The sequence below is a fragment of the Streptomyces sp. NPDC048389 genome (assembly GCF_040706335.1).
GTDB lineage: Bacteria > Actinomycetota > Actinomycetes > Streptomycetales > Streptomycetaceae > Streptomyces.
Genome location: NZ_JBEZKP010000038.1, coordinates 39,099 through 65,433, shown reverse-complemented (window position 1 = coordinate 65,433; position 26,335 = coordinate 39,099). Strand labels below are relative to the sequence as shown.

The window sequence follows — 26,335 nt, the reverse complement described above, 5'->3', positions numbered from 1 at the left end:
CACGGCGCTGAACGGAGCCGCACGGTCCGGGATGGCCACACCACTCGGCGGGGCATCACCCGGCGATGTCCACAACGTGCCGGGGATATCCAGAACATGCTTTCGTGTCACCGATGCGATGTCGACGGAAAGCGGCTCCCGCGATGCGGCGCCGCCGAGCGCGGATCGCGGCCCCATGCGCCCGATGGGAAGCGGGCGCATGGGGCCGGGTCGGGAGCGTCGTGACCAGCAGACTCATCGATGTGATCGATTCTCTGCATTTTCGGTGCATGTCATTGCGCAGTCGATCAGTTTATGAGCCCAGGTCGGTCAATCGAGGCTGCTGCTTTCAGCAAGGTCACATGGCGAACCCGAGCTGACTATGCTCCCCCCACATGTGTAGCGATGCGCTCACAGCGTGTAATCGAATGCTGTGCGCATGCGGACGGAACTGACCCCCGTGAAGAGGCGTGGCCCCTGAAGCGACCTCGAAGCGGCCCGTCGGTGAATTCAATCGGAAAGGTGCAGCCGAGTGAAGCCCACCCCGTTCCTGCCGACGCGCCGCATCACCTCAGCCCGCTCATTCCAGACTGTTTAGGGACCCCTTGATGGTTCGTGCAGGTTCAACTTCCGGAGCCAGGCCGCGTGCAGTGGCTCTGGAGTGGCTCATACCCTCTGGTGCCCTGGCCGGGGCTTTCGCCGTCGCGCTGATCTTCGTTCCTGCGCAGACACGGACGCCGGTTGCCTGGTGCGGCCTTGCCGCGGTCGTTCTGACGGTCATCACCTCGGCTGAGACGGTGCGCCGGACGCGTGCGGCAGACGCGGCACGCTACGCGCAGGCGGTCAGCGAAGCACAGGCGTACTGCGCGCAACGCGAAGCCGCGCTGATCGCGCGGCTGTCCGATCAGCGGGCCACCACCGTGTGGATGGCCGAGGAGCTTCTCCCCGCAGCGGTGGCCCGCCTGCAGAGAGGCGACCCCGCCTCGGAGATCCTGCAGTCCGTCAGGCTCGGGGAACATCTCGACAGCGAGTTCACGGAAGCGCTCCGGACGGCTCTGCGATCACTCCTGGAAGCCGTGGAGGCCGAGGAGTACACACGGGACTCGGCTCAGCGGGCGCTGGTGGCGATCGCACGCAGGGTCCAGGCGATCGTGCATCAGCTCGCCAAGGACCTCCGCGCCATGCAGATCCTCCACGGTACGGATGTCGTGGTCTCCCACGGCCTGCAGGACATCGACCATCGCAATGCCCTGATCGGCCGCCTGGCGGCCAGCATCGCGGTACTGGGTGACGCCCGGCCCGGGCGTCAGTGGTCGAAGGCGATCCCGCTCTACGACGTCCTGCGGGGGGCCATGTCGCGCATCGTGGACTATCCCCGCGTGAAACTGCGGTCGGTGACAGAGGTGGCCGTGGTCGGCCCGGGAGCCGAGCCGCTGATCCACCTGCTCGCCGAACTGCTCGACAACGCCACGACGTTCTCGCCACCGGACACCCCCGTCGACGTGACCGCGAGCGAGGTGCCCTCCGGCATCGCGATCGAGATCGAGGACCGAGGGGTCGGACTCACCGAAGAAGTCCGGCAGCGCGTCGACCGCGTCATGGCCCAGGCGTCGTCCGGCATCCAGCTGGCCGGCCTGGGCGAGGTGACACAACTCGGCCTTGCCGTCGTCAGCAGGCTGGCCCGCGAGCACGGTCTCGACGTCGACCTGCGCACCTCCGCCTACGGAGGCGTGCGGGCGGTCGTGCTCGTCCCGAGGAGCCTGATCACCACGGTGCAGCAGCCCGCCCCGAAAGCCCAGCCACCCGCGCGTCAGCCCACGTACGGGCCGATCGTGCCGAGTCCGACGCCACCTCGCTCTGGCGCGCCGGACGCCGTCGAGCCCGAGGCGACCGTCAACGGGCTCCCGCAACGGCGACGCGAGACACCGGTCCCGAAACCGGTCGTCCGCACCACCCCCCAACCGCCCGCTGCTCCGGCCGCCTTCCCGGGAACCAACGGAACGCCCAGGCAACCGGGCCTGATGTGGGAGGCGTTCAGCGGCGAGAAGAGATCGAGCGCCGAAGCTTCCACCGAAAACAGCGAGCCATCAGATGAGGGTGAGTAACATGCAGCCGCTGCCCAACATTGACTGGATGCTCAAGGAGCTCGCGGCCAGCGTCCCGTACGTGCGGCACGTGGTCGTCCTGTCGTCGGACGGCCTGAGCATCGGCCAGGCGGACACGGAGCCCGACACCGCTGATGCGATCGCCGCCGCCTGCTCGGGTATCCAGAGCCTGGCGAAGGCCATCGCGCAGAGGTTCCCGCACGGAGACGGCTCGACGCGGATGGTCGGCATCGAAGTCGACGGCGGATACTTCTCCCTGATGGCGGCCGGACCCGGGGCCTATCTCGCGGTTCTGGCCGACGAGGAGGTGGACGCGGGGTTGCTGGGCGACCGTATGCGGACACTTGTGGTCCGGATCGGCCAGCACATGACAAGCCCGCCCCGTGAGGACGTCGGGCGGGCGATGTGACGTCAGAGAACCAGGACAGATGGGACGAAGGCAGTCCCGTGCCGCTCTTCGTCATCACTGGAGGCCCGGGTTCCTCGGCGAAGACTTTCAATCTGGTCACCCTCATCGCAGCGAGGTCGGCCCCGGAGCCCGGTATGCAGCCCGAACAGGCCGCGATCCTCTCCATGTGCCGGTACCCCCTGTCGGTGGCCGAGATCTCGGCGTATCTCAGTCTTCCGTTCAGCGTCGTCACCGTGCTGCTCTCGCAACTCGTCGAAGGCGGACGGGTCGAGGCCACCGCTCCCGTTCCCGTCGCCTCCTACCCCGAACTCGGCCTTCTGGAGGCGGTGATCCATGGACTACGCAAGCTCTGACGCAACCTCCGCCGGCCCACGCGGCACCAACGTGCTGCTGCCTCACGGTGCGAGGGGAGTCAAGGTCGTGATCGTCGGAGGGTTCGGAGTCGGCAAGACGACCATGGTCGGGTCGGTGAGCGAGATCCCACCCCTGACCACCGAAGAGACCATGACTCAGGCCGGTGTCGGGATCGACCACAATCCCGGAGCCGAAGGCAAGAACACCACGACCGTCGCCATGGACTTCGGCCGTATCAGCATCAACCGGGAGCTGATCCTCTATCTCTTCGGAACCCCGGGACAGGAGCGCTTCTGGTTCCTGTGGAACGGCATCTTCGAAGGTGCGTTCGGCGCCGTGGTCCTCGTGGACACACGGAGGATCGATGTCTGCTTCGAGGTCATCACCCGTCTCGAAGACCGCCGCGTCCCCTTCATCGTGGCCGTCAACACCTTCCCGGAGGCCCCGCAGCACCCCGTGCCAGCCCTGCGCACTGCTCTGGCCCTCAACGAATCCGTGCCCATCGTGACCTGTGACGCACGTGACCGGTCGTCCTGCCGTGACGCCCTGCTCTCGCTGATGGTCTACCTGCGCACCCTCGCCGCCGCTCAGGAGTCCGCATGACCGTCCCACCAGCCGAACACACCACCCCGCAGCCCGGGCTCACTCCGCCCCCGGGCTGCCCGGCCCACTCCATCGCAGGAGCCGACGGAGTGACCCGGCTTCACGGCCCCGCCGCCGCTACGGACCCCATGGGCCTGTACGAGAAGTTGCGTGCCGCCCACGGCCCGGTGGCACCCGTCCTGCTCGACGGCGACGTACGCGCCTGGCTCGTCCTGGGGTATCTCGAGAACCGCGACGTGGCAACGCGCTCCACCCAGTTCTCCCGTGACCCCCGTGTATGGCACGGCTGGAAGAGCGGCGAGATCGACCCCGCCACCTCGCCGCTCGTGCCGATGATCGGCTGGCGTCCGGACTGCGTGTGTGCCGACGGGGAAGAACACCACCGCCTGCGCGGCGCGGTCACGGCCAGCCTCGACCAGTTCGACCAGCGCGGAATCCGCCGGCACATCACCCGCTTCGCGCACCAGCTGATCGACGGATTCTGCGGGAGCGGCAAGGCGGAACTGGTCGGTCAGTTCACCGAGCACCTGCCCATGCTCACCCTCACCCACCTGCTCGGAATGCCGGACGAGTACGGTCCGAGGCTCGTGCATGCCGCCCGCGACCTCTTCAAGGGCACCGAAACGTCGCTCGCCAGCAACGCCTATGTACTGGAGACCCTCAAGCAGCTCGTCGCCACCAAGCGCACCCGTCCCGGGCAGGACATCGCGTCCGTACTGATGGCCCACCCGGCCGGTCTCTCCGACGAGGAGGTGCAGCATCACCTCCGGCTCATCCTGCTCGCCGGCTATGAGACGACGGCCAACCTCATGTCCAACGTCCTGCGGATGGTGGTCACCGACCCGAGATTCCGCGGGTCCCTGGCCGGTGGCCAGATGACCCTGCCCGAAGCAGTGGAACAGGTGCTCTGGGACGAGCCGCCGCTGATGGTGTGCCCAGGACGCTGGGCCAAGGGCGACACTTCCCTCGGAGGAAAGGAGATCAAGGCGGGAGACATGCTCCTGCTGGGCCTGGCCGCAGGGAACGTCGATCAGGCGGTCCGCCCCGACCCCTCGGTCCCGGTGCACCACAACCGCGCGCACCTGTCCTTCAGTGCCGGTGCTCATGAGTGTCCCGGTCAGGACATCGGTCGTGTTATCGCGGACACCGGAATCGACATCCTGCTCACCCGGCTTCCCGACATCACCCTGGCCGTCCCGGAGTCCGCGCTCACCTGGCGCTCCTCCACTTGGGCCCGGCATCTGACGGCGCTGCCGGTGAGCTTCGCTTCCCGTGCTCCCCAAACCCATGATCTCCCGGCATCCCTGCCGGCCCCGCCCTCGCCGACCAGCGGCTTGCCCGCGGTACCCCCACGGCCGGTGGCCGACCCCCGGCCGGGACACGCGCCTGAACCCCGGGCCTCGTGGCGGGCGTGGCTGAGCCGCTTTCTGCGGAGACGCTAGAACTCACAGCCGAGGGGAGGCTGCCGGAGAGCCCGGGGCCCCTGGCGGTTCTCAGGTGGACACAGCCGAGGTGGATGTACGTTGCCCGCGGAACGGAGCGTCTGCGGGAGCGTAGCGGGGGGCCTCGGTGTACCAGGAATGGAGGCCGGACAGGAAGCTGCCGGCCCCACGGACCCACGTCTCCAACTCGGCTCGCTCACCGGCGTGCAGCCCGGCTCGCTCGACGAGCAGGGGCAGTTCGCTCTGCCTGAGGTGATCGAAGTGGCGCAGCCGTGCGTTCACCAGATCGACGGCGGTGTGCACCGCCTCGTGGATGGTGACGCCCAGGGACGTTGCGAGTACGACGACGAGGTTGTTGACGTCGTGTTCCTCGTGAACTTCCCGCTGGTAGGAGGCTATGTCGTTCGCCAGCCCCATGTAGTCCATGAAGGCGTCGAGCAGAGCGCGGACGGTACGGGTGTGCCGGATCCGATCAGGGATCCGTGCGCCCGTGGCAAGCTCGACGGAGTAGGGGGCGGTGTAGGCGGCGAAGCTTTCGCGGCGGAACTGGGCGTACTCGATCAGGTCCGGAACCCTGCCGGTACGGCTGTTGGCCAGTTCCTGCACTCCCGCATCGATGTATCTGGCCAGGGCCCGGTTGAAACCGTGCCGCCAGTGCGCGAGTCGCGGGGGGAACAGACGTGGCTGCAGATCGGCGATGCCCCTCTCGACCGCGTTCTCCGGTTCGGGTGACCGGGCACCCGGCTCCGGCCGCAGGAAGGCGTGGAGCCGGGCTGTGAAGACCAGTGCGCCCGCCAGGTCACCCGTCCGTTTGAAGGCGGAGGCGAAGTAGTCGTCCCAGGCCAGAGCCCAGATGTTGAACCGGTGGTTGAGCCGGAGATCGGCGAGTGAGGCATCGGGAAGGGTGCAGGCGGTCAGGTGGTCGACGGTCATGGCGTGGAACTGGGACCGGGTCCAGATCGCACGTGAAGCCGACGGGACTTCGCCGCTGCTCAGCATGCCCATGTCCCGCGCCCATGTCTCGGCCTCGTCGTGCAGGGCCGGCAGGTACGGATTCACCTTCGCCGGATAGGGCATCAACAGTCCGGGGAGCTGCACGGCCTGCACTGTCATGGGACTTCTCTTCCCTCTCGGCCCGCATCGGTGTGCGGGCCACAACTCGCCTCGGGAGCATGAGCACGCCGCGACCGCCACCTCGGAGCGGCGTGTCGCGTCTGACCCCGGCCCCCCTGCCGTGACAACCGGCCGTCGAAACGTCGGATAGTTCCCTTCCTGTGGCGCTCCAAACCTGCCCACCCTGGCCGACGTGCAATCTCACCCGACCGTCCTTGACTTGCGATCCGAAACGGTTTGGGAGGAATGAGCGAACCTTCTTGGGCGGTTTGGCGCAAACTCGCCCCCAAAGCCGACCGTGATCAATCATCCAGTGTCACGGGCGGCCGACCGGACTCAAGCGACCGGACTCAGGCTCGGCCGGACTCAAGCTCGACTGGACTCAGGCTCGGCCGGCGGTCTCCGCCGCCGTGCGCGAGCACACCACCGCGCACCGCTCGTCACTGTGCCTTCGGCGTGAGGTCCGGCCCGGATCCACCCGCGGTGCCCGCGGGCCGCGGCGGCCACGCGACGCCTCGCCCCTGCCCCTGCGCTGTGAACTGCGCTGCTCGGGGCGGGAGTTGCTTGCCGAGCACGGGCCCCTCCTGCGAGGATCACGAGACCGTCCGCCCGGAAGACAGCGGAGGTAGAGCATCCAGGGAGCCTCGCATGACCGGGACAGAGCCGGCCGCCGCACGGATCGACACCACCAGGCCGCACCCCGCCCGGGTGTACGACTGGTTCCTCGGCGGCAAGGACAACTACCAGGTCGACGAGGAACTCGGCCGGCACATCATGGGCGTCGACGGGACGGCGAAGCATGTGGCCAGGACGAACCGCTGGTTCATGCAGCGCGTCACCCGCTGGCTGGCTCGCGAGGCCGGGATCCGGCAGTACCTGGACATCGGCACCGGGATCCCCACCGAGCCGAATCTCCACCAGGTGGCCCAGGGCGTCGCCCCCGAGTCCCGCATCGTCTACGCCGACAACGACCCGATCGTGCTGACGCATGCCGAGGCCCTGCTGCGCAGCGCCCCCGAGGGCGTCACCGACTACATCCAGGCCGATGTGCGCGACACGGCGCGCATCCTGGAGCAGGCCCGCAAGAGCCTGGACTTCACACGCCCCGTCGCGCTCTCCCTGGTGGCGCTGACGCACTTCCTCGGGGACGACGACGAGCCCCACGACCTGGTCGCCCGGCTCGTCGACGCGCTCCCTTCCGGGAGCTACCTCGTCCTGTCGCAGCTCACGGCCGACTTCGACCCGGTCGCCGTCGAGCGAGGCGTCGCCATGTACGCGGCCGGGGGCGTCACCCTCGCGCCGCGCACGCGTGACGAGATCGCCCGGTTCTTCGACGGCCTGGAGACCGTGGAGCCCGGGCTCGTCCAGCTGACCGACTGGCATCCCGAACTCGGTGTCGACGAGGTCGTCGACGAGAACGCCGTGATCTCGCTGTACGGTGCGGTGGCCCGGAAGCCGTAGCCGGATCCGGCCCGGCCTGCCTCTGCGCCGATCAGGCACGAACGGAATTCGGGGGCCGCACCGGTCCCCAAATTCTGCTTATGATGCACCGGTGTTCGATTCCCGGCACATCAAGACGTTCCACGAGGTGGTCAGGTCCGGTTCCTACTCGGCCGCCGCCCGCGCCCTGGGCTACACCCAGCCGGCGATCACCCAGCAGATGAAGGCCCTCGAACGGGACGTGGGCACACCCCTGTTCGTCCGCGTGGGCCGCGGAATGCGGCTCACCGAGGCGGGCGAGGCGCTGGCCAGGCACGCGGCGACCATCCTCGACTCCATGTCGGCCGCCCAGGAGCAGATGAACGCGCTCACCCGGCTGCGGGCCGGCCGGGTCCGCGTCTGCGCCTTCCCGAGCGCCAACTCCACCCTCGTGCCGGAGACGCTGGCCCGGCTCACGGCCGCCCACCCGGCCATCCGCGTCGACCTCCTGGAGAACGAGCCGCCCGAGTCGCTGCGGCGCCTCGCCCGGGGAGAGTGCGACGTGGCTCTCGCCTTCACCTACCCCGGTCTGCACGAGCAGGTGCCCGACGACCTGGTGGAGATACCGCTCCTCGAGGACCAGTTGACCGTACTGCTGCCCGCCGGGCACCAGGTGGCCCGCCGACGGGTCGTACGGCTCACCGACCTGGCGGGCGAACGCTGGATAGCGGGCTGCCCGCGCTGCCGCGCCAACCTGCTCCACGAGTGCGCGGAGGTCGGCTTCGTACCGGACATCGCCTTCATGACCGACGACAACCTCGCCGTGCAGAGCCTGGTCGCGGAGGGGCTGGGGATCGCCATGATCCCGGCGCTCGTACTGAACTTCATGCGCCACGCCAAGGTGACCGGGCGCCCGCTGCAGCCCTCCTCGCGGCGCAAGATCTCCGCGTACGTGCTCCGCGAGCACCTGCATGTGCCCGCGACGGCACTCGTGCTCGACGAACTGAGAACGGTCGCAGCGAACAAGAACGGCTGCTGACCGGGTCCCGGACCGCTCTGCCCGCGTCCGCCTCCCGACCGCTCCGTCCGCGTCCGCCTCCCGACCGCTCCGTCCGCGTCCGCCTCCCGACCGCTCCGTCCGCGTCCGCCCCCGACCGCTCTGCCCGGTCCGGCCTCCGGGTACCCGTCCGCATTCATAAGCGCCGCTTGGGACATGCGAAGAAAGCGTCGTTGGACGTCATGGATCCGGAGTCCGACGCTGCCCGTATGACACCGGCATCCACCGCTCCCGGCGCCTTCACCGCCGCACGCACCACCGAACGACTCGACGCCCTGATCGCCGACGTGCGCGAGGCCGTCGGGCGCGGACTGCCGCCCGACCTGACGGCGTACCTGGTCGGCGAGCGCCTCGCGCCGCATCTCGGCGCCGCCGACCTGCTCACCGCCGAGCAGCGCGAGAGCGATCCGGCCCGCTACCGCCAGCATCTCCTGCACGCCGAACACGACGGCAGCTTCTCCGTGGTCGCGCTCGTCTGGCTCCCCGGCCAGGGGACGTCCGTCCACGACCACGTCTCCTGGTGCACCACGGGCATCCACGAGGGGCAGGAGCGCGAGCGGCGCTACCGGCTCGTCCCCGCCACCGGCCAGGGCGGCACCGCGCGGCTCGTCGCCACCGCCGACGTGGTCAACGCGCAGGGCGAGTTCTGCGGTTTCGCACCCCCGGGGGACATCCACCGGGTGTGGAACGCCGGCCCCTCGGCCGCGATATCCCTGCACGTCTACGGCGCCGACATATCCCGCCTCGGCAGCAGCGTCCGGCGGGTCTACGACCTGCCGGCCGACCGCTGATGGCCCTCCTGCGGGAGCGCCCGGCCGCCCCGCCGCGCAGCGGACCGGCAGCCACCCGCCGGCGGCACGGGCTCGCGCTCGCGGTCCTCGGCGTCGCCCTCGCCTGGTCCGTCCACCGGCTGCTGCCTGCCGTGCCGGTGCTCACCGCGTCCGTGGTGCTCGGCGTCCTGGCCGCCCATCTGCCCCGCCTGCGGGCGACGGTGCGCACAGCCGCCCGGCCGGGCCTGTCGTACGCCGGGAGGCGGCTGATGCGCGCCGGGATCGTGCTCCTCGGGCTGCAACTCGGCCTGGACGACGTACGCCGCCTGGGCTGGGCCACCGTGGCCATGGTGCTCGTCGTCGTGACGGCCACCCTGCTCGGAACGTGGTGGCTCGGGCGGCGCCTGGGACTCCCCGGCGATCAGCCGCTGCTCGTCGCCACCGGATACGCCGTCTGCGGAGCCTCCGCGATCGGCGCGGTGAGCGAGGCGACGGACAGCGACGAACGGGACGCGGCCACCGCCGTGGCGCTGGTGACCCTCTGCGGCACCCTCGCGATCGCCGTACTGCCCCTGCTGCAAGGACCGTTGGGGCTCGGCGACGCGCAGTTCGGCCGCTGGGTCGGGGCGAGCGTCCATGACGTCGGCCAGGTCGTCGCCACCGCGCAGACCGCCGGAGGACCGGCACTCGGCGAGGCCGTACTGGTGAAACTCATACGGGTGGCGCTGCTCGCCCCGCTGGTCGCCGTCGTGGCACTGTCCGTACGGCGCCGCAGGCGGAGCGGGAAGGCCGGCGGTCACGAGGCCGGCCGCAAGCGGGTGCCGCTGGTGCCGCTGTTCGTCGTCGGCTTCCTCGCCGCGGTGGCCCTGCGCAGCACCGGACTGGTGCCGGCACAGGTGCTGGAGGCCGCCCGCACCGCGCAGGAACTGCTGCTGGCCGCCGCCCTGTTCGGCCTCGGCAGCGCCGTCGACCTGCCCTCGCTCGCCCGCACCGGCGGCCGCGTGGCGGTCCTCGGACTGTCCGCCTGGCTGGTCGTGGCGGGCGTGTCGTACGCCGGAGTGCTGCTGGTGGCCGGGTGATCGAAGGGGGACGGCCGATTCTGTCGTGCCCGGGGCCGGGACTTCCATGGCGCCACGGCAACGGTCGCATGTGGGGTACGACGTGGCCGGTCGGCATCCCGGCTGCCCCGGGCACACTCGGAAGCTAGGGCCGCCGGCGGGGCGCCGCCTATAGGGAACCGGTGATGTACCTATACGCAAAGAATCGGCCGGACCCGCAGGCCCCGGCCGCCGGGGGTCACTCCGGGCGCTGGGAGCGGGTCCGCGAAAGAGTCTGCCGGGACTGCGACTCCAACTTCCGCCGGGCCCGGGACACATGCTGCTCCACCGTACGCGGCGACAGATGCAGCGTCGCCGCGATCTCCCGGTTGGTGAGCCCGGTCGCCGCCAGGTCCGCGACTTCCTGCTCGCGCGGCGACAACTGATCGCCGTAGCTGGGGCGGCCGCGCGGCCGCTGCCCGTCGGCGGGCTGGTGGGCCCGCAGCTCCGCCCGGAGGCGGGCGGCGTCCCACACCGCGCCCAGTTCGGTCAACTGATCGACGCACGAGCTCAGTTCGGTGACGGCGGCCGCGGTGTCGGTCCCCGACGCCAACTGGCAGCGGGCCGCCCCCTCGGTGGCCAGGACGGTGGCGTACGGGCGGGGGATGCCCGCGTAGTGGAGGGCCGCCCGGCGGTACAGCGCCGCGGCCTCCCGCTGCTCGCCGTCCGCCTCTGCGAGCAGCGCGCGGCACCAGGTCAGCGCCCCCGCCGAGGCGGGCGCCTGGCGCCCCTCGAGACCCGCCTCGTACTCGAGGACCATGCCGTGCGCCGTGTCCCGCCGGCCGGCGCGCAGCGTCGCGTCGACGGCCCAGGGCGCGAGTTCGGCCGCCCACACCCAGACGCCCTTGTCCCTCACCCTGTCCCACGCCATCGACGCCTCCGCCACGGCGGACTCGACGTCGTCGCGGACCAGGGCCATCCGGATGAGGGCACCGGACGCGGCGGCTACGTGCGGCACGGCGGTGCCGTTCGTCTCCCGCGAGCCCTCACCGGCCAGCCAGGCCGTCGCCTGCTGCCACTCGCCCCTGGACAGCGCCATCAGTCCCAGCACCGTACGTCCGTCGACGGCCTGGCCGGGCATGGTGTCGGCCTCGGCCACGAACGCGCGCGCCCGGGAGGGCAGTTCCGACCAGTTGCCCTCGGCCCAGTCGAGCAGCAGCAGGGTGCCCCGGGCGCCCTGCTCGACGTACGAGGCACCGCTGCGGGTCGCCAGCTCCACACCCTCGGCGAGCAGCCTGCGCGCCGGGCCGAGCTGACCGAGCCAGAGCGCGCCGTCCGCCGCGTTGCACAGGCCACGGGCGACGTGCTGGCGGCAGGCCGCGTCCTGCGTCTCCCTCGGCAGCTGCTCCAGCACCTGCCAGGCCGACGGGTCCCCGATGTACATCAGCGTGCCGGCCCGGTTGGCGGCGACCGCCGTGGCCGCCTCCTCGTCGCCGCTGTCCGCGCCGGCCTTCTCCGCGCGCTCCAGCCAGTAAAGGTTCCGTTCCAGCGGCACCGTCGACAGCAGCGGCATGGCCAGCGCCGCCATGGCCCTGGCCGCCATCAGCGGCCGTTCCTGAAGCTCCTCCACCGCCTGCTGGAGCTCCAGCCAGCCCTGCATGCCGGCGACCGCCTGGTTGCAGAGCAGCAGCCCCAGGTCGAGCCGGATCTGGCCGCGCACGGCGGCCGGCAGCGACTGCTCGTCGAGGATCTGCCGCAGCACCGTGACCGTCTGGTCGCTGCGCAGTCCCAGCACCGCGCTGTGCGCGAGCAGCGGCGCGAGCCTGGCGCGGGCGGCGGGCGGCACCGTGGGACGGGACAGGGTCCGCTCGAGCAGGTCGATCGCGGCCTGGTGCTCGCCGGCGGCCGCGCACTGCAGCGCCGCGTGCTCCACGGCCCGCAGCCACGCCTTCACCTGGCCGCCGTGGCGGCGGTGCCGGGCCAGTGGCACCCACGGCACCGGATGCCGACGGCCGAGCGCGGCGGCCGCCCTGCGGTGCATCGCCCGGCGGACCGGGCCGGGCACCTGCCCGTACACGGCCGCCGCGGCCATCGGGACGAAGAACCCGTACCGGCCTTCGCCGTCCTCCCGCAGCACCCCCGCGCGCAGGGCCGCGACGAGGGCGTCCCTGCCGTCTGCGCCGTCCAGACCGGCCACCGTGGACAGCTCCTCCGCCTCCACCGGCTCGTCCAGCACGGCGGCCGCCCAGGCGACGGGCCGTATGTGGCCCGGCAGCTCCGCGGCCCGGCCGAGTGCCAGCTCGGCGAGACGGGGCGGTACGCCCGCCGCGTCCAGGTCCCTGACGGAGAAGCGCTCCCGGCCGTCGCCCGCCTCCCGCAGCAGCTCCACCACGTCGGTGACGACCTGCGGCACACCGCCGGAGCGTTCGACGATCCGCGTGATCAGATCAGCGGGACAGCGGCTCTCGCCCAGCCCGTCCGCCACGAGGGTGCGGACCTGCCCGGCGTCGAGCGGTGCGAGCCGCAGCCGCTGTACGGCGAGGCACGCGGGGAAGTGGGCGCCTCTGCCGAGCACGAGGCCGGGCTCCGGCAGGGCCTCGGGGCGGTACGTCACGACGGCGGCGAGACCGTCCGGCGGCCGGTCCACGAGCCTGCGCAGGAGTTCGAGCGCCGCGCCGTCCGCGCGGTGGACGTCCTCGGCGACGAGGAGGAACCGCTCGCTCCGTTCGAGCAGGGGCGCCAGGGCGGCGGACAGGCCGGCGGCCTGCGGGGTGCCGGTCGCGTGATGTGCGGTCTGCCGGTTCGCGTCGTGTGGCGTGCGGGCCTCACGGGATGCGGTCTGCCGGTCGGTGGCGTGTGGCGCGTCGGCCACACGCAATGCGGTCTGCCGGTCGGTGGCCGGCGGATCGGTGTTCCGCGGGGTCGCGGCCTGTGGACCGGCGGAGGGCGAGGCGGGCGGCGTCGATGAGTGGGGCGTCCGCGCGCGGCCCGCTGCCCGTGCCGCCGTGGCGGGCTGCGGGCGGTCGACGGCGACACCGTACGACGAGAACGAGACGGTCACGCTGGGTATCGAGTGGTGCACGGCTGCCCCGGCGAGGCGGTTCGCGAGCCGGGTCTTGCCCGTCCCGGCCGCCCCCTCGACCAGCAGCAGCGCGGGACCGCCTGGGCCGGACCCTCCACCGGGCGGGGCGGAGAGTGTCCGCTCCAGCCATCGGTCCGCCGATTCGTCACTCGACGTGTCCACCGAATCACTCTCCTCGGTGTTTCCCGGGCATTTCGATTCTTTACGTATACGGGTTTCAGTGTCCCTGATTGAACACCGGGTGTCCGGACATGAGTGTTGAGGTGCCGCAGAAGATCTGCATGGCTTTCGACGGCCAGGTGAGACCAGACGACTCCCGGCCGCTGGACCTGAGTCAGGGCGACACCGCCCGACCGAACAGGAGCCCAAGTGATTGCCATAGAACGTGCCCCGAGCCCTGCCCCCCGGCGGGCCGGGCCCACCTCCACACTGCGAAGCCTGGCCCACTGTGCCATGCCTGCTTCGCCGGAGGCCGCGCGCGCACTACGGCGCTTCGCCCGGTCCGTCGCACGCCGATGGTGTCTGGCCGAGCATTTCGACGAGGCACTGTCGGTCATCGTCACCGAACTGGTCACCAATGTGGTGCTGCACAGCGGCAGCCCCTGGGTGTCCACGGTGATCACCGTCCGCGGGGACGCGCTGACCGTCGAGGTCATGGACGGCGGTTGCTGGAAACACCGGGTGGACCGCCGGCAGGAACCGCTCGACGCGGACGTCCCCTGCGGGCGCGGACTGCGCCTGGTCGACGCGTACGCGACACGGACGGTGACCCACCGGATGGAGCGGGGCAGCGCGGTGCTCGCCGAGATCGCGCTCCATGGAACGCCGCCGCCGGTCGTGCGCGACCCGCTGCACGCGCTCGACCCGCATCTGTGACTGCGCCAGGCCCGTCCGGCCGGCCTTCCCTCGTATTTTCCTGAAGGCCCGGCTCTGGAGGATCGGCAGACGGCAGACGGCAGACGGCAGACGGCAGACGGCGGACGGCGGACGGCGGACGGCGGACGAACCCGAACCCCGGAGGCCGCCACACGTACGCCGGAGCCGCTCCGGACGGGTCGGAGCGGCCCCGTGTGAGAGTACGGCTCAGCGGGCGCCGAGCAGGTGGTCCATCGCCAGCTGGTCGAGGCGCTCGAACGCCATGCCGCGCTCGGCTGCGGCGTCCACGTCGAAGTCCTCGAACGCCGACCGGTCCGCCAGCAGCCCGGCCAGTCCGTCCCCGGCCGTCGGGCGCGCCAGATCGTCCAGGCGCGAGGCCCGCAGCGCCTCCTGCACCTCGGGGTCCGACCGGAACGCCGCGGCGCGCTCCTTGAGGATCAGGTAGTTGCGCATGCACCCCGCCGCCGACTCCCACACACCGTCGAAGTCCTCTGTGCGCGGCGGCTTGAAGTCGAAGTGCCGCGGTCCCGCGTAACCGGCCGTCTCCAGCAGGTCGACCAGCCAGAACGCGGAGCGCAGGTCGCCGGCGCCGAAGCGCAGGTCCTGGTCGTACTTGATGCCGCTCTGCCCGTTCAGATCGATGTGGAAGAGCTTGCCCGCCCACAGTGCCTGCGCGATGGAGTGGGGGAAGTTGAGCCCCGCCATCTGCTCGTGGCCGACCTCCGGGTTGACGCCGTAGAGCTCCGGGCGCTCCAGCCGCTCGATGAACGCCAGCGCGTGGCCGACCGTCGGGAGCAGGATGTCGCCGCGCGGCTCGTTCGGCTTCGGCTCGATGGCGAACCGCAGGTCGTAGCCCTGCTCGGTGACGTATTCGCCCAGCAGGTCGAAGGCTTCCTTCATGCGGTCCAGCGCGACCCGCACGTCCTTGGCGCCGCCGGACTCCGCGCCCTCACGGCCGCCCCAGGCGACGTACGTCCGCGCGCCCAGCTCCACTGCCAGGTCGATGTTGCGGATGGTCTTGCGCAGTGCGTAGCGGCGCACGTCGCGGTCGTTGGCGGTGAAACCGCCGTCCTTGAAGACCGGGTGGGTGAAGAGATTGGTCGTCGCCATCGGCACGACGAGGCCTGTGGCGTCCAGCGCCTCCCGGAAGCGCTTGATGTGCACCTCGCGCTCCCCGTCGCCCGACCCGAAGGGGATCAGGTCGTCGTCGTGGAAGGTCACACCGTACGCGCCGAGGTCGGCGAGACGCCGGACGGACTCCGCCGGGTCCAGGTGCGGCCGGGTCGCGTCCCCGAACGGGTCCCTGCCCTGCCATCCGACCGTCCAGAGGCCGAAGGTGAACTTGTCCTCGGGAGTGGGGGTGAAGCGTTCCGTCATGGTCATGCCCGCCTTGGATCACTGGTTTGTTCTCTGACCTTACTAATAATGCATGGATACTCTCTACGGCAGGAGACCATCGGGGCCTGTTGTCGCGCGAGCGCGTGGCGTAATTTGTTGCCGCTCGACCAAATGGTTGTGCGGGACACTGACCGAGAGGTGCTGCAATGCCGTCGAACGCGGTCGTCATCGGGGTGGACAGTTCCACTCAGTCCACCAAGGCGGCGTTCACCGACGCCGTGACCGGGCGGATGCTCGCCGTCGGCAGGGCACCCCACCAGGTCACCGGCGAGAGGGGCGCACGGGAGACCCACCCGGAGGTGTGGTGGACGGCCCTCGCAGAGGCCGTCGCCGCCGGCCTCAAGGAACTGGCGGGACTCGGCGTCGAGCCGTCGGCGATCACCGGTATCGCGGTCGCCGGACAGCAGCACGGGCTCGTCGTCCTCGACCGAGCGGGCACGCCCCTGCGACCGGCTCTGCTCTGGAACGACACCCGTTCCGCACCGCAGGCCGCCGCACTCACCGAGGCGCTCGGCGGCCCCGACGCCTGGACCGCCCGCACCGGGTCCGTCCCCGTCGCCTCCATGACGGCCGCGAAGTGGCAGTGGCTGCGGGAGAACGAGCCCGCCGCCGCGGACGCCGCCGCGGCGGTGCGTCTGCCGCACGACTTCCTCACCGAACGCCTCGCCGGTGTCGCCGCCACCGACCCCGGGGACGCGTCGGGTACCTGCTGGTACTCGACGGCCGCCGGCGCCTACGACCCCGGTCTGCTGGACCTCGTCGGGCTGGACCCCGCACTGCTGCCGCCCGTCGCCACCACCGGCGGCACACGCGTCGGTTCGCTCACCGCCGCGGCCGCCACGCGGCTCGGCCTGCCCGCAGGGATCGCCGTCGCCGCCGGCACCGGCGACAACATGGCCGCGGCGGTCGGACTCGGACTCGGCGGGCAGGGGCTGCTCGATCATCCGGTGCTCAGTCTCGGCACCTCCGGGACGGTGTTCGCCGCGACCCGCACCCGGCCCGCTTCCCCCGCACTCGCCGGATTCGCGGCGGCGGACGGCACGTACCTGCCGCTCGCCTGCACCCTCAACTGCACGCTCGCCGTCGACAAGGTCGCGTCCCTGCTGGGCCTGGACCGGGAGGCCGCGGAGGCGGGCGGCGAAGTAGTCCTCCTGCCGTACCTGGACGGCGAACGGACTCCGGACCTCCCCGGCGCCTCCGGCATGCTGACCGGGCTACGGCACGCCACGACCCGTCAGCAGATCCTCGGCGCGGCCTACGAGGGCGCCGCCGTGACCGTGCTGCGCGCGCTCGACGAAGTCCTGCGCGCCTGCGGCCGGGATCCGGCCGCACCGGACACCGCGTCCCGCCCCCTCCGGCTCGTCGGCGGCGGCGCGAAGGGCCACCACTGGGTCGAGACCGTCCGCCGCCTCTCCGGCCGCCCACTCCTGCTCCCGTCCAGTGGCGAACTCGTCGCCCTGGGCGCGGCGGCGCTCGCCGCGGAGGCGGCGACGGGCGAGGACGCGGTGGCTCTGGCGGCCGGCTGGGGCGCGGGCTCGGGTACGGAACTGCCTGCGGTGGAGCGGGACCTGGAGACATGGGAGCGGGTGTCGTCGGCGGTGGAAGGGCTGGGTGGCTGAGCGGGTTGGGTGAAGGCGGCGCCGGGTCAGGGCGTGGCGCGCGGTGGAGGGGCTGGATGGCTGAGCGGTTGTGCGGTTGTGCGGTTGAGCGCAGGCGGCACGGCGCGTGGTCAGGGTGTCGCGCGCGAGGTGGCGTACGCCACCGGGTCCGCCAGGACGTCCTGGACGACCAGCGCCGCCGCGCCCCGGGCGGCATCGGCCGCGGCCGAGGAGGCACGCAGCCGCGTCCCCGCCGCGGGCCAGAGCCCGGAGACCACGCGGGTCTCCAACTCCGCGCCCACCGGTGGTGCCAGCCACGGCAGCAGCGGCCGGTAGATGCCGCCCAGCACGACCGCGTCCGGGTCGAAGAGATTCACCGCGCCGGACAAGGCACGGCCCAGGGCCCGCCCCGCCCCGGCCAGCGCCGCCAGCGCGGCCGGGTCGTCCGCGCGGGCACGGCGTTCGAGCTCGGCCACGCCCGAGGCTCCGGCGTGTTCGTCGAGGCCGGCTGCCCGCAGCAGCGCGGACTGGCCCGCGTACTGCTCCAGGCAGCCACGCGATCCGCAGCGGCAGCGGGGGCCGTCGTCGGAGACGGAGACATGGCCGATCTCGCCGGCGAACCCGTTCGCGCCGCGCAGCAGTTCGCCGCCCAGCACCAGTGCGCCGCCGACACCGATCTCACCGGTCAGATACAGGAAGCTGCGTATGTCGCCGAGGTCGCCGAACCACAACTCGGCGAGCGCCGCCAGGTTCGCCTCGTTCTCCGAACGCACCGGCAGTGCGGGGGCCCCGGGCCGCAGCGCGGCCAGCGCCTTCGCGAAGGGGGCCTCGGCGGGGACGGCGGTCCAGCCGAGGTTCGGCGCCTGGAGGACCGATCCGCCGGAGATCAGGCCCGGCAGGGCCAGCTCCGCGCCGACCGGGCGCAACTCCTGCTCCGTGGCCGACCCGAGAGCCCGCGCCGCGATCCGCGCGGCCCTGCCCAGCACTTCGGCCGGTGCGGCGTTCCGGTTGTCCAGGTGCTCCACGAGCCGGACCCGGTCGGTGCCGGCGAGGTCGACGACGCACACCGACACGTAGTCGACGTTGATCTCGACCCCGATGCCCGCGACTCCGGTGCGGGCGATCTTGAGCACCGTACCGGGGCGGCCTGCCTGGCCGCTGAACGTCTTGCCCGACTCGGACAGGAAGCCGCTTTCGAGCAGCTGCTCGACCAGGGAGGAGACGGCGGCACGGGTCAGCCCCACCCGGGCGGCGACGCCGGCACGCGTGGCCTCGACCTGGTCGTGGACCGCCCGCAGCACCAGGCTCAGATTGTGCCGGCGCACCGTCTCACGGTCGGCCTTCGGGCCCAGCGGGGCCTGCCGACGCGCCGCGCCGGTACGGGCGCTGCCTGATTGGTTGCCGTTCATATCGCCGCCGAGCCTATGGGATGCGCCCGCGCCACGGCCCCGCGCCTTCCGTAACGGCGCTGCGGTCCGACGGGTGCGCCCCGGTGCGACACCCGCCTGACGGAAACACGGGCCTACGCGGCGGTGCGGCTCCGTTCCTCGAGGACGCGCGCCACTTCGTCGGGATGGGTGAGCTGGGGGTAGTGGCCGGCGCCCGGGACGGTCACGACCGGGTGGGCGGTCGGGCCGGTCAGGGGGTCGGTCGCGCCCGCCAACAAGGTGACGGGGAGGGGCGCGTCGGGAAGTGCGTGGCGCAGGGCGGAACGGTCCGTGTGGGCGCTGCGCAGCGCCGCGAGGACGCGTCGGGCCCCGCCCGGCCGGTGGAGAGCGGCTGCCGCGCTGTGGACGGCGGGGCCGAGCGGGGCGGACAGGGCCGCGGCGAGGTCTGCGGCAGGCATGCGGCGCAGTGCGAAGGCGCCCAGCCGGGTGGTGCGCCGGCGGCCGGAGGGTTCCTGCAGGAAGGCGGGTGCGACGAGTACCAGCCCGCGGATGCGTTCGGGGTGGCGCAGGGCGTAGCGCAGCGCGGGGCCGCACGCCAAGGAGTGCGCGGTCAGCAGCGGCCGGGTGGTGAGGGGGCGCATGAGTTCGGCGAGCCAGGCGTCCGTCGCGCCGCTGGTCGGGCTGGAGCGGCCGAGGCCCGGCAGATCGGCCGCCAGCGCCGCTCCGGTGAGCCGCGCGGTGACATCGGTCCAGGAGTCGGCGTCCAGGGGCAGTCCGTGCAGCAGTACGTGGTCCGGCCGGTGGCGTTCACCCACGAGCCAGGTGCGGCTGTCGGCGATCCGGTGGAATCCATGGGGCTGCGCCGGCGGTTCGATGGCACCGAAGCGGGTGGCGACCAGGTGGTCGGCCCAGTCGTGGAGCGCCTCCTCGACGGGGGGCATCCGCAGTCCGTGGGCGTCGGCGAACGCGGTGGCGGACCTGGTGGGGTAGCGGTCCGCCGACAGGAACGGCAGTGTCTCGGGGTCGGCGCGGGTGATGCGGCGGGGCAGCGCCCGCAGCAGGGACACGGGCACGTGCCCCCGGGGTGGGCGTACGCCGGTGTGCCGGGCCAGGAGGGTGAGGAGGCCGGGAAGTTCGGGGGTGGCGTCGTCGAGCACCCAGTAGTCCCGGCCGGCGGTGCCGGGGTCCTCGGGCAGGGTGGCGAGGAACCGGGTCAGGTGGTCGAGTGTCACGACGGGCAGGAAGGTGCGGGCGTCGCCGGGGCTGGCGCGCAGGCGTCCTTGCCACAGGTCGCCGACCATGGATGCGAGGCCGATGAACTGGCCCCGGCCTATGACCGTCGCGGGGTTGGCGATGGTCAGGGGCACGCCGGTTTCGCCGGCCCGGCGGCGTACGGCGGTGTCTCCCTCTCGCTTGGAGGATTCGTAGGCGCCGAGCCGGCCCTTCGGGCTCGGGTCGTCCTCGGCGGCGACCCGGTAGCCGCTGAGATGGACGAGGCGGCGCACGGAGGTCCTGGCCGCGGTCCAGTCGAGGACGTTCAGCGCTCCGGTGACGTTGACCGCCCGCGCCTCGTCCGGGTCGAGTCCGAAGGCGAAGCGGGCGGCGCAGTTGTAGACGTCCCGCGCCTCCCGCAGGTCGTTCGGCGGCAGGCCGAGCCCGGGACGGGTGATGTCGGCGGTCACGACGGTCAGCCGGCCGGTGTCGACCCCCGAGGCGTGCAGCCAGGACGTCAGAGGGGCGGCGGAGCCGCGGACGGCGGCGGCCACATGGCGGCCACGGCCGAGCAGTTCGGCGACGAGCGCCCGACCGATGAAGCCGGCGGCGCCGAAGACGACGGAGTCAGTGGACACAACACTCCCTTATAGACTGGTCTACATATTTTTTGGGCGACGAAGCGCCCGGTCGAACGGCTCGTGGAGCGGGCGAGGTGTCCTGTCGGCCACCGCGCCCAGGTCGGAGGGGCCGCGTTGCAGCCCCCAGGTCGCAGGGCCCGGGTCGCAGTGTCCAGGCCCCCGAATCGGAGGGCCCGAATCAGAGGGCCCGGGCCGCCACGGCGCCCGGGTCGGAGGGCCCGGGTCGGAGGAGGGATGCGATCGAATGCGCCGCCCGGTCGAGAGGCTCACGGCTGCGATGCGCCCGTGCGAGCACCAGCGCGCCCTCGATCAGGCAGAGCACCGCGGTCGCGGTCCCGTCGGGCGACGGATGGCCGTCCGCGGTCAGGCGTTCGGCGAGGGTCGTCTCCCAGGACCGGTACACCTCCGAGCACGCCTTCTGCAGACTCGGACTGGCGGCGGCCATCTCCAGGGCGACCGTGGCGATCGGGCACCCCTTGCGCCAGTCGGACTCCTCGAGCCTGCCGGCGAGCACCTGAACGAGGGTCGTGAGCATGTCGACCGTGCGGTGACCGGCGGCGTCCGCGCCGAGGTCCGCCATCAGCCGGGCGATCTCCCGGCCGCCCCGCCGTACGGACTCCTCCACGAGCTGGTCCTTGCCGCCGGGGAAGTGGAAGTACAGCGAGCCCTTCGGGGCTCCACTCGCGGCCACGACCTGGTTGAGCCCCGCGTTGAAGTAACCGCCCGACTCGATGAGTTGCTGGGTCGCGTCCAGCAGCCGGCTCCGCGTCTCCTCGCCCTTCTGTCCCATGCCTGAAAAATAGACCGGTCGCCATATTTTTGCAACCGGGCCTCTGTCCGTCTCACGGAGGCGCCGGAGGTCACTCCGGGCGGGGGGCCTGGCGGCGGGCCGACCGCGCCCTGTTGCCGCACCCCACCGAGCACCATGCCTGGTCGCGCCGGCGCGCCAGGAAGAACATGCCGCAGCTGGGTGCGGGGCATCGCCGCAGCCTGGCCTGGTCCGGTCCGGTGGCCAGGACGAGCACCTGCCGGGCCACCCTGCCCGCGACCGGGCCGCCGCCCTCCCGCTCGGTGAGCCGGCCGTCCTTCCCGACCTCGAACGTCACCGGAGCCTGTGCGGCGAGGTCGTTGAGTCGTGTCCGCGCCGCCTCCGGCAGCCGGGCCCGCCGGGCCGCCGCGCCGAGGGCGGCCCTGGCGGGGTCGCGCAGCCGTGTCAGTTCCTCCAGGGGCAGGGCCGCCAGCGCCCGGTCCGCCGCCCGGGTCCGCCATGCCGCCCTCAGTTCCTCGTCGGCCAGCAGGTCGATGTCGCCGCGGGACGGGCCTGCGCCGCACACGACGGTGTTGGCGAGGTCGAGCGCGGCGTCCTCGCCGATCCACGGCATCTCGTGGAGGTTTTTGAGGCTCATGTCCCCAAGCTACCGGACTCACGTATTCGGTATCGCGAACCCGTGATAGCTTCCACTCACGGTTTCCGGCTCGAAAATCCGTGACGAGCCATCTGGAAGGAGTGCCGCATGAGCACGACGATCGAGTACGTACGCTTCGAGGCCACCGACCCCGCCGAGCTGACCGCCCAGCGGGACGGGCTGGTCGCCCTGCTGCGCGAGAGGTACGGTGCCGACTTCCTCGGCGCGTATCTGGCCCGCTCACAGGACGGCTCCCTCATGGACTTCCTCCTCTGGTCGTCCCCCGAAGCAGCCGCCCGCGCGGCCCGGGAGATGCCCGGCGAACCCGCCGCCGCGGGATTCTTCGGTCTGATCGGCGAGGTCCACGAGATGCGGCACGCCGAGGTGCTGCACAGCGCCCGGCCGTAGCCGCAGCAGCCGTAGCAGCCGCCGGTCCCGTCCCGCAGCACCACGGCACGGGACCGGCGCGGGAGACTTACGAGGAGGCAGCCGTGCCCACGGCCGAGGAACTGCTCAACGCGCACACCACCGACGAACTGGCGCTCGTGATGACGGCAGCCGGCTGTGCACCGGCGACCGCCCTGCGCGGCTGCGGCGCCCGCCTGGACGGCCTGACGTTCAGCGGGCGCGTCGCCGCCGTGAAGGAAGCGGTGCTCGCCGACCTGCCGGACGACTACCCGGGCTTCGCCGCCGCTCTCCGCGCGGCGCTGCGGCACCCCGGCTTCGTCGGATGGATGACCTTCCCGGTCAACGAGGCGGTCGCCGAGCGCGCCCTCGCACACGGCGTGTTCGAACCCGCACTCGGCCTCCTGGCGGATCTCACGCCGCTGCTCACGGCGGAGAGCGCCGTACGGCCCTTCCTCCGCCACGATCTCCACCGGGCGCTGCGGACGATCCTGCCGTGGACCGACCATCCCGATCCGCACCTGCGCCGTCTGGCGAGCGAGGGCACACGGCCGCGCCTGCCCTGGGCGACCCGCCTGCCAGAGCTCGTCACCGACCCCTCCCCGGCCCTCCCCGTGCTGGACTCGCTGTACCGCGACTCCTCCGAGTACGTCAGGCGGTCGGTCGCCAACCACCTGAACGACATCAGCCGCGACCACCCGGAGACCGCCGTCGCCACCGCGTCCCGCTGGCTCGCCGACCCCGCCGCCACCACGCCGGCCCTGGTGCGGCACGGTCTGCGCACGCTCGTCAAGGCCGGGCACCCGCAGGCCCTGGCCCTCCTCGGCCACGACCACGACGCCGCGGTCGATGTCACCGGCCCCGACGTCCGGACACCCGACGTGCCGTCCGGCGGGCACCTGGTCTTCGCCTACGAGGTCACCAACACCGGCTCGCAGGCGGCCGACCTGATGATCGACTACGTCGTCCACCACCGGAAGGCGAACGGAACCCTCAGCCCCAAGGTGTTCAAGCTGACCACCCGCACCCTGGCCCCGGGTGAGCGGTGGTCCCAAGTCCGCCGCCACTCCTTCCGGCCCATCAGCACGCGCCGTTACCACCCCGGATTGCACCGGGTGCAGCTTCAGGTCAACGGACGGCCCTACGGTCTCGCCGACTTCACGCTCACCCCCGGCGCCCCGGCAGAAGCGCGGACCGGCGACGGCCGGTCCGCCGCCGGGTGACACGACGGGAGGCAGGCAGCGCCCCGCCCGCCGGGCGCCGCCGGTGAGGCCGGCTGTTGTGCCGCCCCTGCCGCTGAAGGCGCCCTTACGCGCCTGCCGGGGGCTGGCTGCCACGCTCCCGCCGGGGGCTGGCTGCCACGCGCCCGCCGGGGGCTGGCTGCCACGCGCCCGCCGGGGATCGGCTGTTACGCGCCCGCCGGGTCCGCCTCCCGTTCGCCGCGGGGCTCCTTCGCGATCCGCAGTTCGTCGTCGCTCAGCGGCGGTCCGGGCAGCGGCGGCAGTTTGGAGCCGCGCAGCACCGCGAGTGCGATCTCCGGCCGGACGAGGGAAGCCGTCGGCGCGGACAGCGTCATCACGTCGAACAGCGCCTTGGCGACCAGGGGCCGGCCCGTCGCGGTCAGCATCAGCCGGTCGACGTAGGTACGCAGGGCCCGCACCGCGACCCCGGGGGGCTTGCCGACCGCACCGGGGTAGAGGATGTCCTGTCCCGTGGCCAGGTCCCAGGCCGTGGCGACCGGCCGGGCGACCGCCCGCTGGACCCGGCGGGCGAGGCCCGGGGAGCCCACGCCCCCGGCCGCCGCCAGCGCCTCGCGCAGCGCGAGCACGCCCTGCGCGGCGACCGACATCCCGTGCCCGTAGACGGGGTTGTACGTGGCGACCGAGTCGCCGAGCGCGACGAAGCCCTCCGGCCAGTCGCGGATCTTCTCATAGTAGCGCCGTCGGTTGACCGTGCTGCGGGAGACGACGACGTCCGTCAGCGGCTCGGCCTGCGCGATGAGGTCGGCGACGACGGGGTGCCGTACGGATCGGGCGAAGTCCTCGAACTCGTCGGCCGCGTTCGTCGGCCGGCCGCCGCGTGTGCCGGACAGCGTCACCAGCCACCGTCCGCCCTCGATGGGCACGATCGTGGCGGTGCAGCCGGGCCGCGGCTCCCGCGCGTCGGCCTGGACGTTGACGACGGGGTACTCCTCCGAGCCCTCGGGCGCCCGGAAGATCCTGCTCGCATAGGCCAGGCCCGAATCGACCTTCTCCTCGCGCACCTCGCCCACGCCCAGGTCCCGCAGCCACTCGGGGGCCCGTGAGCCGCGGCCGCTCGTGTCGACGACCAAGTCCGCGGGGAGCACCCGTTCGCCCTCCGCGTCGCCGCGCACGCGCACGCCGTCGACCCGCCCGGCGGCGCCCTGCAGACCCAGCAGTTCGGTGCGTTCGAGGAGGGTGATCCGGGGACCGGCGAGCACCTGCTCGCGTACCACCCAGTCGAGCAGGTCCCGGCTGCACGCGACGAGGAACTGCATCTCGGGGAAGCGGCGGAACCAGCCCTGCGACGACATGGACACCAGCCCGGTCGGCAGCGCGATCCTGCGGGCGCCGGCGGCGAGCCAGCGGTCCGTGGTGCCGGGCATCAGCGACTCGATCGCCCGGGCCCCGCCGGACCACAGCAGATGGGCGTGGTGGGCCTGCGGGAGGCTCTTGCGTGATCGCGGCCCGTCGGGCAGCGCGTCCCGCTCGACGACCGTCACTTCCTCCACGTGCGCGCCGAGGGCCTTTGCCGCCAGCATGCCGGCCAGACCGCCGCCGACGACCACGGCTCTGCGGCCCGGGTTGTGACGACTTCTCAAGGGATCGCTGCTCATCGGGTGCCGCTCTCTGACCTGGCCGCACGCATGCGCGCTGCTTCGACGACGGGGGAATGGCGCAGCGCGAGGGACATGCGCACGAGGTCGCGCGGTCCGGCGGCTGCCACGGGTGTGCAGGACTCGGCGGACCTGACGATCCGCCCCTCGGGGTCGGCCGCCCGGGCCCGCAGGGCGGCGGCGACCATCGACGCGTCCGCCACCGCGTGGGCCTGCCGGGGGTCGGCTCCGGCGGTGAGCGCCTCGGCGTAGGCGTCCTCGCGCAGCACGCGGTCGAAGTACGGGTCGAGCTGCAACATCCCGTCGTGGATGTCGGACTCCCGCTGGATGACGCGCAGTTCGGCCGGGGAGAAGAGCGAGATGCGTACCGAGGGCTGGCCCGGCGGCGCGGTGGAGCGCAGTTCGCGCCAGAGGGTGCCGAGCCGGCGGTAGACCGCCCAGGTGTGCCAGCTGTCGGACACCCGCTGGCCGACGAGCGGCAGGACGAAGCCGACGGCGCTCAGCAGCGCGCCGGCCGAGGCGAGCGGCGGCGCGGCCAGCGTGGAGAGGTCGTCCCAGTCGTGCCCGGCCCAGCGGGCGGCCACGGCGAGCGATTTCGTGACTCCGTACGCGAGGTTGAACAGCGACCCGACGACGATCGTCACCAGACCGCCGCGGAGCCAGCCGCTCACCTTCAGCGACCAGCGCCAGCACAGCACGGTCATGCCCACCGCGGCGACGCTGTGGGCAGCGAGGTAGAGCGCGATCATCTCGCGGATGTACGGCGTCCTGGCGTAGTACGTGTCCAGGTCCCGCAGCCGCTCCACGGGAGCGTCGCCCAGCAGGAAGAGGAGGACGAGCGCCCCGATGACCACGCTGTACGCGGCCATCCAGCGCAGTGAGATCCGCCGGGTCTCCTCCTGCGGGCCGCCGCGCCAGTTGACGAGGAGCACCAGGCAGGACGCGCTGAACGCGGACAGGATGCAGTAGACCAGCGGCGCGGAGAAGTTGGGGACGCCGGTGATGCGGTTGACCTCGGCGATGGTGGGCGGCGCGGCGAAGAAGAAGGTGGACGCGCCGAGGATCAGCAGGGCGCACACGGACCGGAGCAACGGGTCGCGCCAGTCGCGCCGCATCCCTGGAATTTTGAACGCGAGTGCGATTCCCAGTGCGGCGGCGGGGATGTAGTAGTCCGGTCCGTTCAC

At 72.2% G+C, this 26,335-nt stretch carries 22 protein-coding genes; 13 read left to right on the top strand and 9 right to left on the bottom strand.

The window, feature by feature from the left end:
• Positions 1-629: 629 nt before the first annotated feature.
• Genes AB0903_RS23825 through AB0903_RS23805 form a run of 5 tightly spaced genes read left to right on the top strand, consistent with a single transcriptional unit; the run spans position 630 to position 4,892 of the window.
• Positions 630-2,084: a sensor histidine kinase gene (locus AB0903_RS23825; protein ID WP_366705902.1), complete on the top strand. Its 1,455-nt coding sequence runs from the start codon at positions 630-632 to the stop codon at positions 2,082-2,084.
• A gap of 1 nt (position 2,085) precedes the next feature.
• Entirely contained in the window at positions 2,086-2,493 is a 408-nt protein-coding gene (locus AB0903_RS23820; RefSeq protein ID WP_366705900.1) for a roadblock/LC7 domain-containing protein, read from the top strand.
• Complete coding sequence (locus AB0903_RS23815) at positions 2,490-2,846, top strand: DUF742 domain-containing protein (RefSeq protein ID WP_366705898.1); 357 nt, start codon at positions 2,490-2,492, stop codon at positions 2,844-2,846. Before AB0903_RS23820 ends, AB0903_RS23815 begins: the two co-directional genes overlap by 4 nt.
• Positions 2,827-3,450 carry an ATP/GTP-binding protein gene (locus tag AB0903_RS23810; RefSeq protein WP_366705896.1) on the top strand — a complete coding sequence of 208 codons (624 nt, stop codon included), beginning with the start codon at positions 2,827-2,829 and terminating at the stop codon, positions 3,448-3,450. The genes AB0903_RS23815 and AB0903_RS23810 overlap by 20 nt, the downstream gene beginning before the upstream one ends.
• A complete protein-coding gene (locus AB0903_RS23805) occupies positions 3,447-4,892 on the top strand; it encodes a cytochrome P450 (protein ID WP_366705895.1) in 1,446 nt (481 codons plus the stop codon). The genes AB0903_RS23810 and AB0903_RS23805 overlap by 4 nt, the downstream gene beginning before the upstream one ends.
• Before the next feature lie 51 nt (positions 4,893-4,943).
• On the opposite strand, the gene AB0903_RS23800 is transcribed toward AB0903_RS23805, so the two are convergent.
• Positions 4,944-6,005, bottom strand: a complete 1,062-nt coding sequence (locus AB0903_RS23800; protein ID WP_366705893.1) for a hypothetical protein — start codon at positions 6,003-6,005, stop codon at positions 4,944-4,946.
• A gap of 648 nt (positions 6,006-6,653) precedes the next feature.
• Here AB0903_RS23800 and AB0903_RS23795 point away from each other — a divergent pair.
• The 4 genes from AB0903_RS23795 (at position 6,654) to AB0903_RS23780 (ending at position 10,330) form a co-directional block, all read left to right on the top strand.
• Complete coding sequence (locus AB0903_RS23795) at positions 6,654-7,466, top strand: SAM-dependent methyltransferase (protein WP_366705891.1); 813 nt, start codon at positions 6,654-6,656, stop codon at positions 7,464-7,466.
• A gap of 91 nt (positions 7,467-7,557) precedes the next feature.
• Positions 7,558-8,463, top strand: coding sequence for a LysR substrate-binding domain-containing protein (locus AB0903_RS23790; RefSeq protein ID WP_366705889.1), 906 nt, complete (start codon positions 7,558-7,560; stop codon positions 8,461-8,463).
• Positions 8,464-8,690: 227 nt separating this feature from the next.
• On the top strand, positions 8,691-9,272 hold the full coding sequence (locus AB0903_RS23785; protein ID WP_366705887.1) for a cysteine dioxygenase family protein: 582 nt from the start codon (positions 8,691-8,693) through the stop codon (positions 9,270-9,272).
• Positions 9,272-10,330, top strand: a complete 1,059-nt coding sequence (locus AB0903_RS23780; protein WP_366705885.1) for a putative sulfate exporter family transporter — start codon at positions 9,272-9,274, stop codon at positions 10,328-10,330. The genes AB0903_RS23785 and AB0903_RS23780 overlap by 1 nt, the downstream gene beginning before the upstream one ends.
• 217 nt (positions 10,331-10,547) lie before the next feature.
• Here the strand turns inward: AB0903_RS23780 and AB0903_RS23775 are convergent, their stop codons facing one another.
• Positions 10,548-13,532 (bottom strand): LuxR C-terminal-related transcriptional regulator, encoded by a 2,985-nt coding sequence (locus tag AB0903_RS23775; protein ID WP_366705883.1) that lies wholly within the window; start codon positions 13,530-13,532, stop codon positions 10,548-10,550.
• Positions 13,533-13,823: 291 nt separating this feature from the next.
• Between AB0903_RS23775 and AB0903_RS23770 the strand changes: the two genes are divergently transcribed.
• Positions 13,824-14,246 (top strand): ATP-binding protein, encoded by a 423-nt coding sequence (locus AB0903_RS23770; RefSeq protein WP_366705881.1) that lies wholly within the window; start codon positions 13,824-13,826, stop codon positions 14,244-14,246.
• Between the two features lie 207 nt (positions 14,247-14,453).
• On the opposite strand, the gene xylA is transcribed toward AB0903_RS23770, so the two are convergent.
• The gene (xylA, locus tag AB0903_RS23765) at positions 14,454-15,623 is read right to left on the bottom strand and encodes a xylose isomerase (protein WP_366705924.1); all 1,170 of its coding nucleotides are present in this window, start codon (positions 15,621-15,623) and stop codon (positions 14,454-14,456) included.
• A gap of 167 nt (positions 15,624-15,790) precedes the next feature.
• Here xylA and xylB point away from each other — a divergent pair, with 167 nt between their 5' ends.
• Positions 15,791-17,263, top strand: a complete 1,473-nt coding sequence (gene xylB, locus AB0903_RS23760) for a xylulokinase (RefSeq protein WP_366705879.1) — start codon at positions 15,791-15,793, stop codon at positions 17,261-17,263.
• Positions 17,264-17,373: 110 nt separating this feature from the next.
• On the opposite strand, the gene AB0903_RS23755 is transcribed toward xylB, so the two are convergent.
• From AB0903_RS23755 to AB0903_RS23740, 4 genes are all read right to left on the bottom strand, one after another.
• Positions 17,374-18,651 (bottom strand): ROK family protein, encoded by a 1,278-nt coding sequence (locus tag AB0903_RS23755; RefSeq protein ID WP_366705877.1) that lies wholly within the window; start codon positions 18,649-18,651, stop codon positions 17,374-17,376.
• A 113-nt stretch (positions 18,652-18,764) separates the two neighbouring features.
• Positions 18,765-20,480 carry an alpha/beta fold hydrolase gene (locus AB0903_RS23750; protein WP_366705875.1) on the bottom strand — a complete coding sequence of 572 codons (1,716 nt, stop codon included), beginning with the start codon at positions 20,478-20,480 and terminating at the stop codon, positions 18,765-18,767.
• A gap of 181 nt (positions 20,481-20,661) precedes the next feature.
• Entirely contained in the window at positions 20,662-21,273 is a 612-nt protein-coding gene (locus tag AB0903_RS23745; RefSeq protein ID WP_366705873.1) for a TetR/AcrR family transcriptional regulator, read from the bottom strand.
• Between the two features lie 70 nt (positions 21,274-21,343).
• A complete protein-coding gene (locus tag AB0903_RS23740) occupies positions 21,344-21,889 on the bottom strand; it encodes an ABATE domain-containing protein (RefSeq protein ID WP_366705871.1) in 546 nt (181 codons plus the stop codon).
• A 108-nt stretch (positions 21,890-21,997) separates the two neighbouring features.
• Here AB0903_RS23740 and AB0903_RS23735 point away from each other — a divergent pair, with 108 nt between their 5' ends.
• Together AB0903_RS23735 and AB0903_RS23730 are read left to right on the top strand one after the other, a co-directional pair.
• Positions 21,998-22,297, top strand: coding sequence for a hypothetical protein (locus AB0903_RS23735; protein WP_366705869.1), 300 nt, complete (start codon positions 21,998-22,000; stop codon positions 22,295-22,297).
• Between the two features lie 83 nt (positions 22,298-22,380).
• Positions 22,381-23,517 carry a DNA alkylation repair protein gene (locus AB0903_RS23730; RefSeq protein WP_366705867.1) on the top strand — a complete coding sequence of 379 codons (1,137 nt, stop codon included), beginning with the start codon at positions 22,381-22,383 and terminating at the stop codon, positions 23,515-23,517.
• 185 nt (positions 23,518-23,702) lie between these two features.
• Here the strand turns inward: AB0903_RS23730 and AB0903_RS23725 are convergent, their stop codons facing one another.
• Complete coding sequence (locus tag AB0903_RS23725; protein ID WP_366705865.1) at positions 23,703-25,151, bottom strand: FAD-dependent oxidoreductase; 1,449 nt, start codon at positions 25,149-25,151, stop codon at positions 23,703-23,705.
• Positions 25,148-26,335 carry an MAB_1171c family putative transporter gene (locus tag AB0903_RS23720; RefSeq protein ID WP_366705863.1) on the bottom strand — a complete coding sequence of 396 codons (1,188 nt, stop codon included), beginning with the start codon at positions 26,333-26,335 and terminating at the stop codon, positions 25,148-25,150. The genes AB0903_RS23725 and AB0903_RS23720 overlap by 4 nt, the downstream gene beginning before the upstream one ends.

Excerpts from the sequence above, each read along its gene's own strand:
- AB0903_RS23785 (WP_366705887.1), top strand. The coding sequence starts at position 8,691 with ATGACACCGGCATCCACCGCTCCCGGCGCCTTCACCGCCGCACGCACC.
- AB0903_RS23770 (WP_366705881.1), top strand. The coding sequence starts at position 13,824 with ATGCCTGCTTCGCCGGAGGCCGCGCGCGCACTACGGCGCTTCGCCCGG.
- AB0903_RS23740 (WP_366705871.1), bottom strand. The coding sequence starts at position 21,889 with ATGAGCCTCAAAAACCTCCACGAGATGCCGTGGATCGGCGAGGACGCC.
- AB0903_RS23805 (WP_366705895.1), top strand. The coding sequence starts at position 3,447 with ATGACCGTCCCACCAGCCGAACACACCACCCCGCAGCCCGGGCTCACT.
- xylA (WP_366705924.1), bottom strand. The coding sequence starts at position 15,623 with ATGACGGAACGCTTCACCCCCACTCCCGAGGACAAGTTCACCTTCGGC.
- xylB (WP_366705879.1), top strand. The coding sequence starts at position 15,791 with ATGCCGTCGAACGCGGTCGTCATCGGGGTGGACAGTTCCACTCAGTCC.
- AB0903_RS23820 (WP_366705900.1), top strand. The coding sequence starts at position 2,086 with ATGCAGCCGCTGCCCAACATTGACTGGATGCTCAAGGAGCTCGCGGCC.
- AB0903_RS23725 (WP_366705865.1), bottom strand. The coding sequence starts at position 25,151 with ATGAGCAGCGATCCCTTGAGAAGTCGTCACAACCCGGGCCGCAGAGCC.
- AB0903_RS23800 (WP_366705893.1), bottom strand. The coding sequence starts at position 6,005 with ATGACAGTGCAGGCCGTGCAGCTCCCCGGACTGTTGATGCCCTATCCG.
- AB0903_RS23810 (WP_366705896.1), top strand. The coding sequence starts at position 2,827 with ATGGACTACGCAAGCTCTGACGCAACCTCCGCCGGCCCACGCGGCACC.
- AB0903_RS23745 (WP_366705873.1), bottom strand. The coding sequence starts at position 21,273 with ATGGGACAGAAGGGCGAGGAGACGCGGAGCCGGCTGCTGGACGCGACC.
- AB0903_RS23795 (WP_366705891.1), top strand. The coding sequence starts at position 6,654 with ATGACCGGGACAGAGCCGGCCGCCGCACGGATCGACACCACCAGGCCG.
- AB0903_RS23755 (WP_366705877.1), bottom strand. The coding sequence starts at position 18,651 with ATGAACGGCAACCAATCAGGCAGCGCCCGTACCGGCGCGGCGCGTCGG.
- AB0903_RS23780 (WP_366705885.1), top strand. The coding sequence starts at position 9,272 with ATGGCCCTCCTGCGGGAGCGCCCGGCCGCCCCGCCGCGCAGCGGACCG.
- AB0903_RS23735 (WP_366705869.1), top strand. The coding sequence starts at position 21,998 with ATGAGCACGACGATCGAGTACGTACGCTTCGAGGCCACCGACCCCGCC.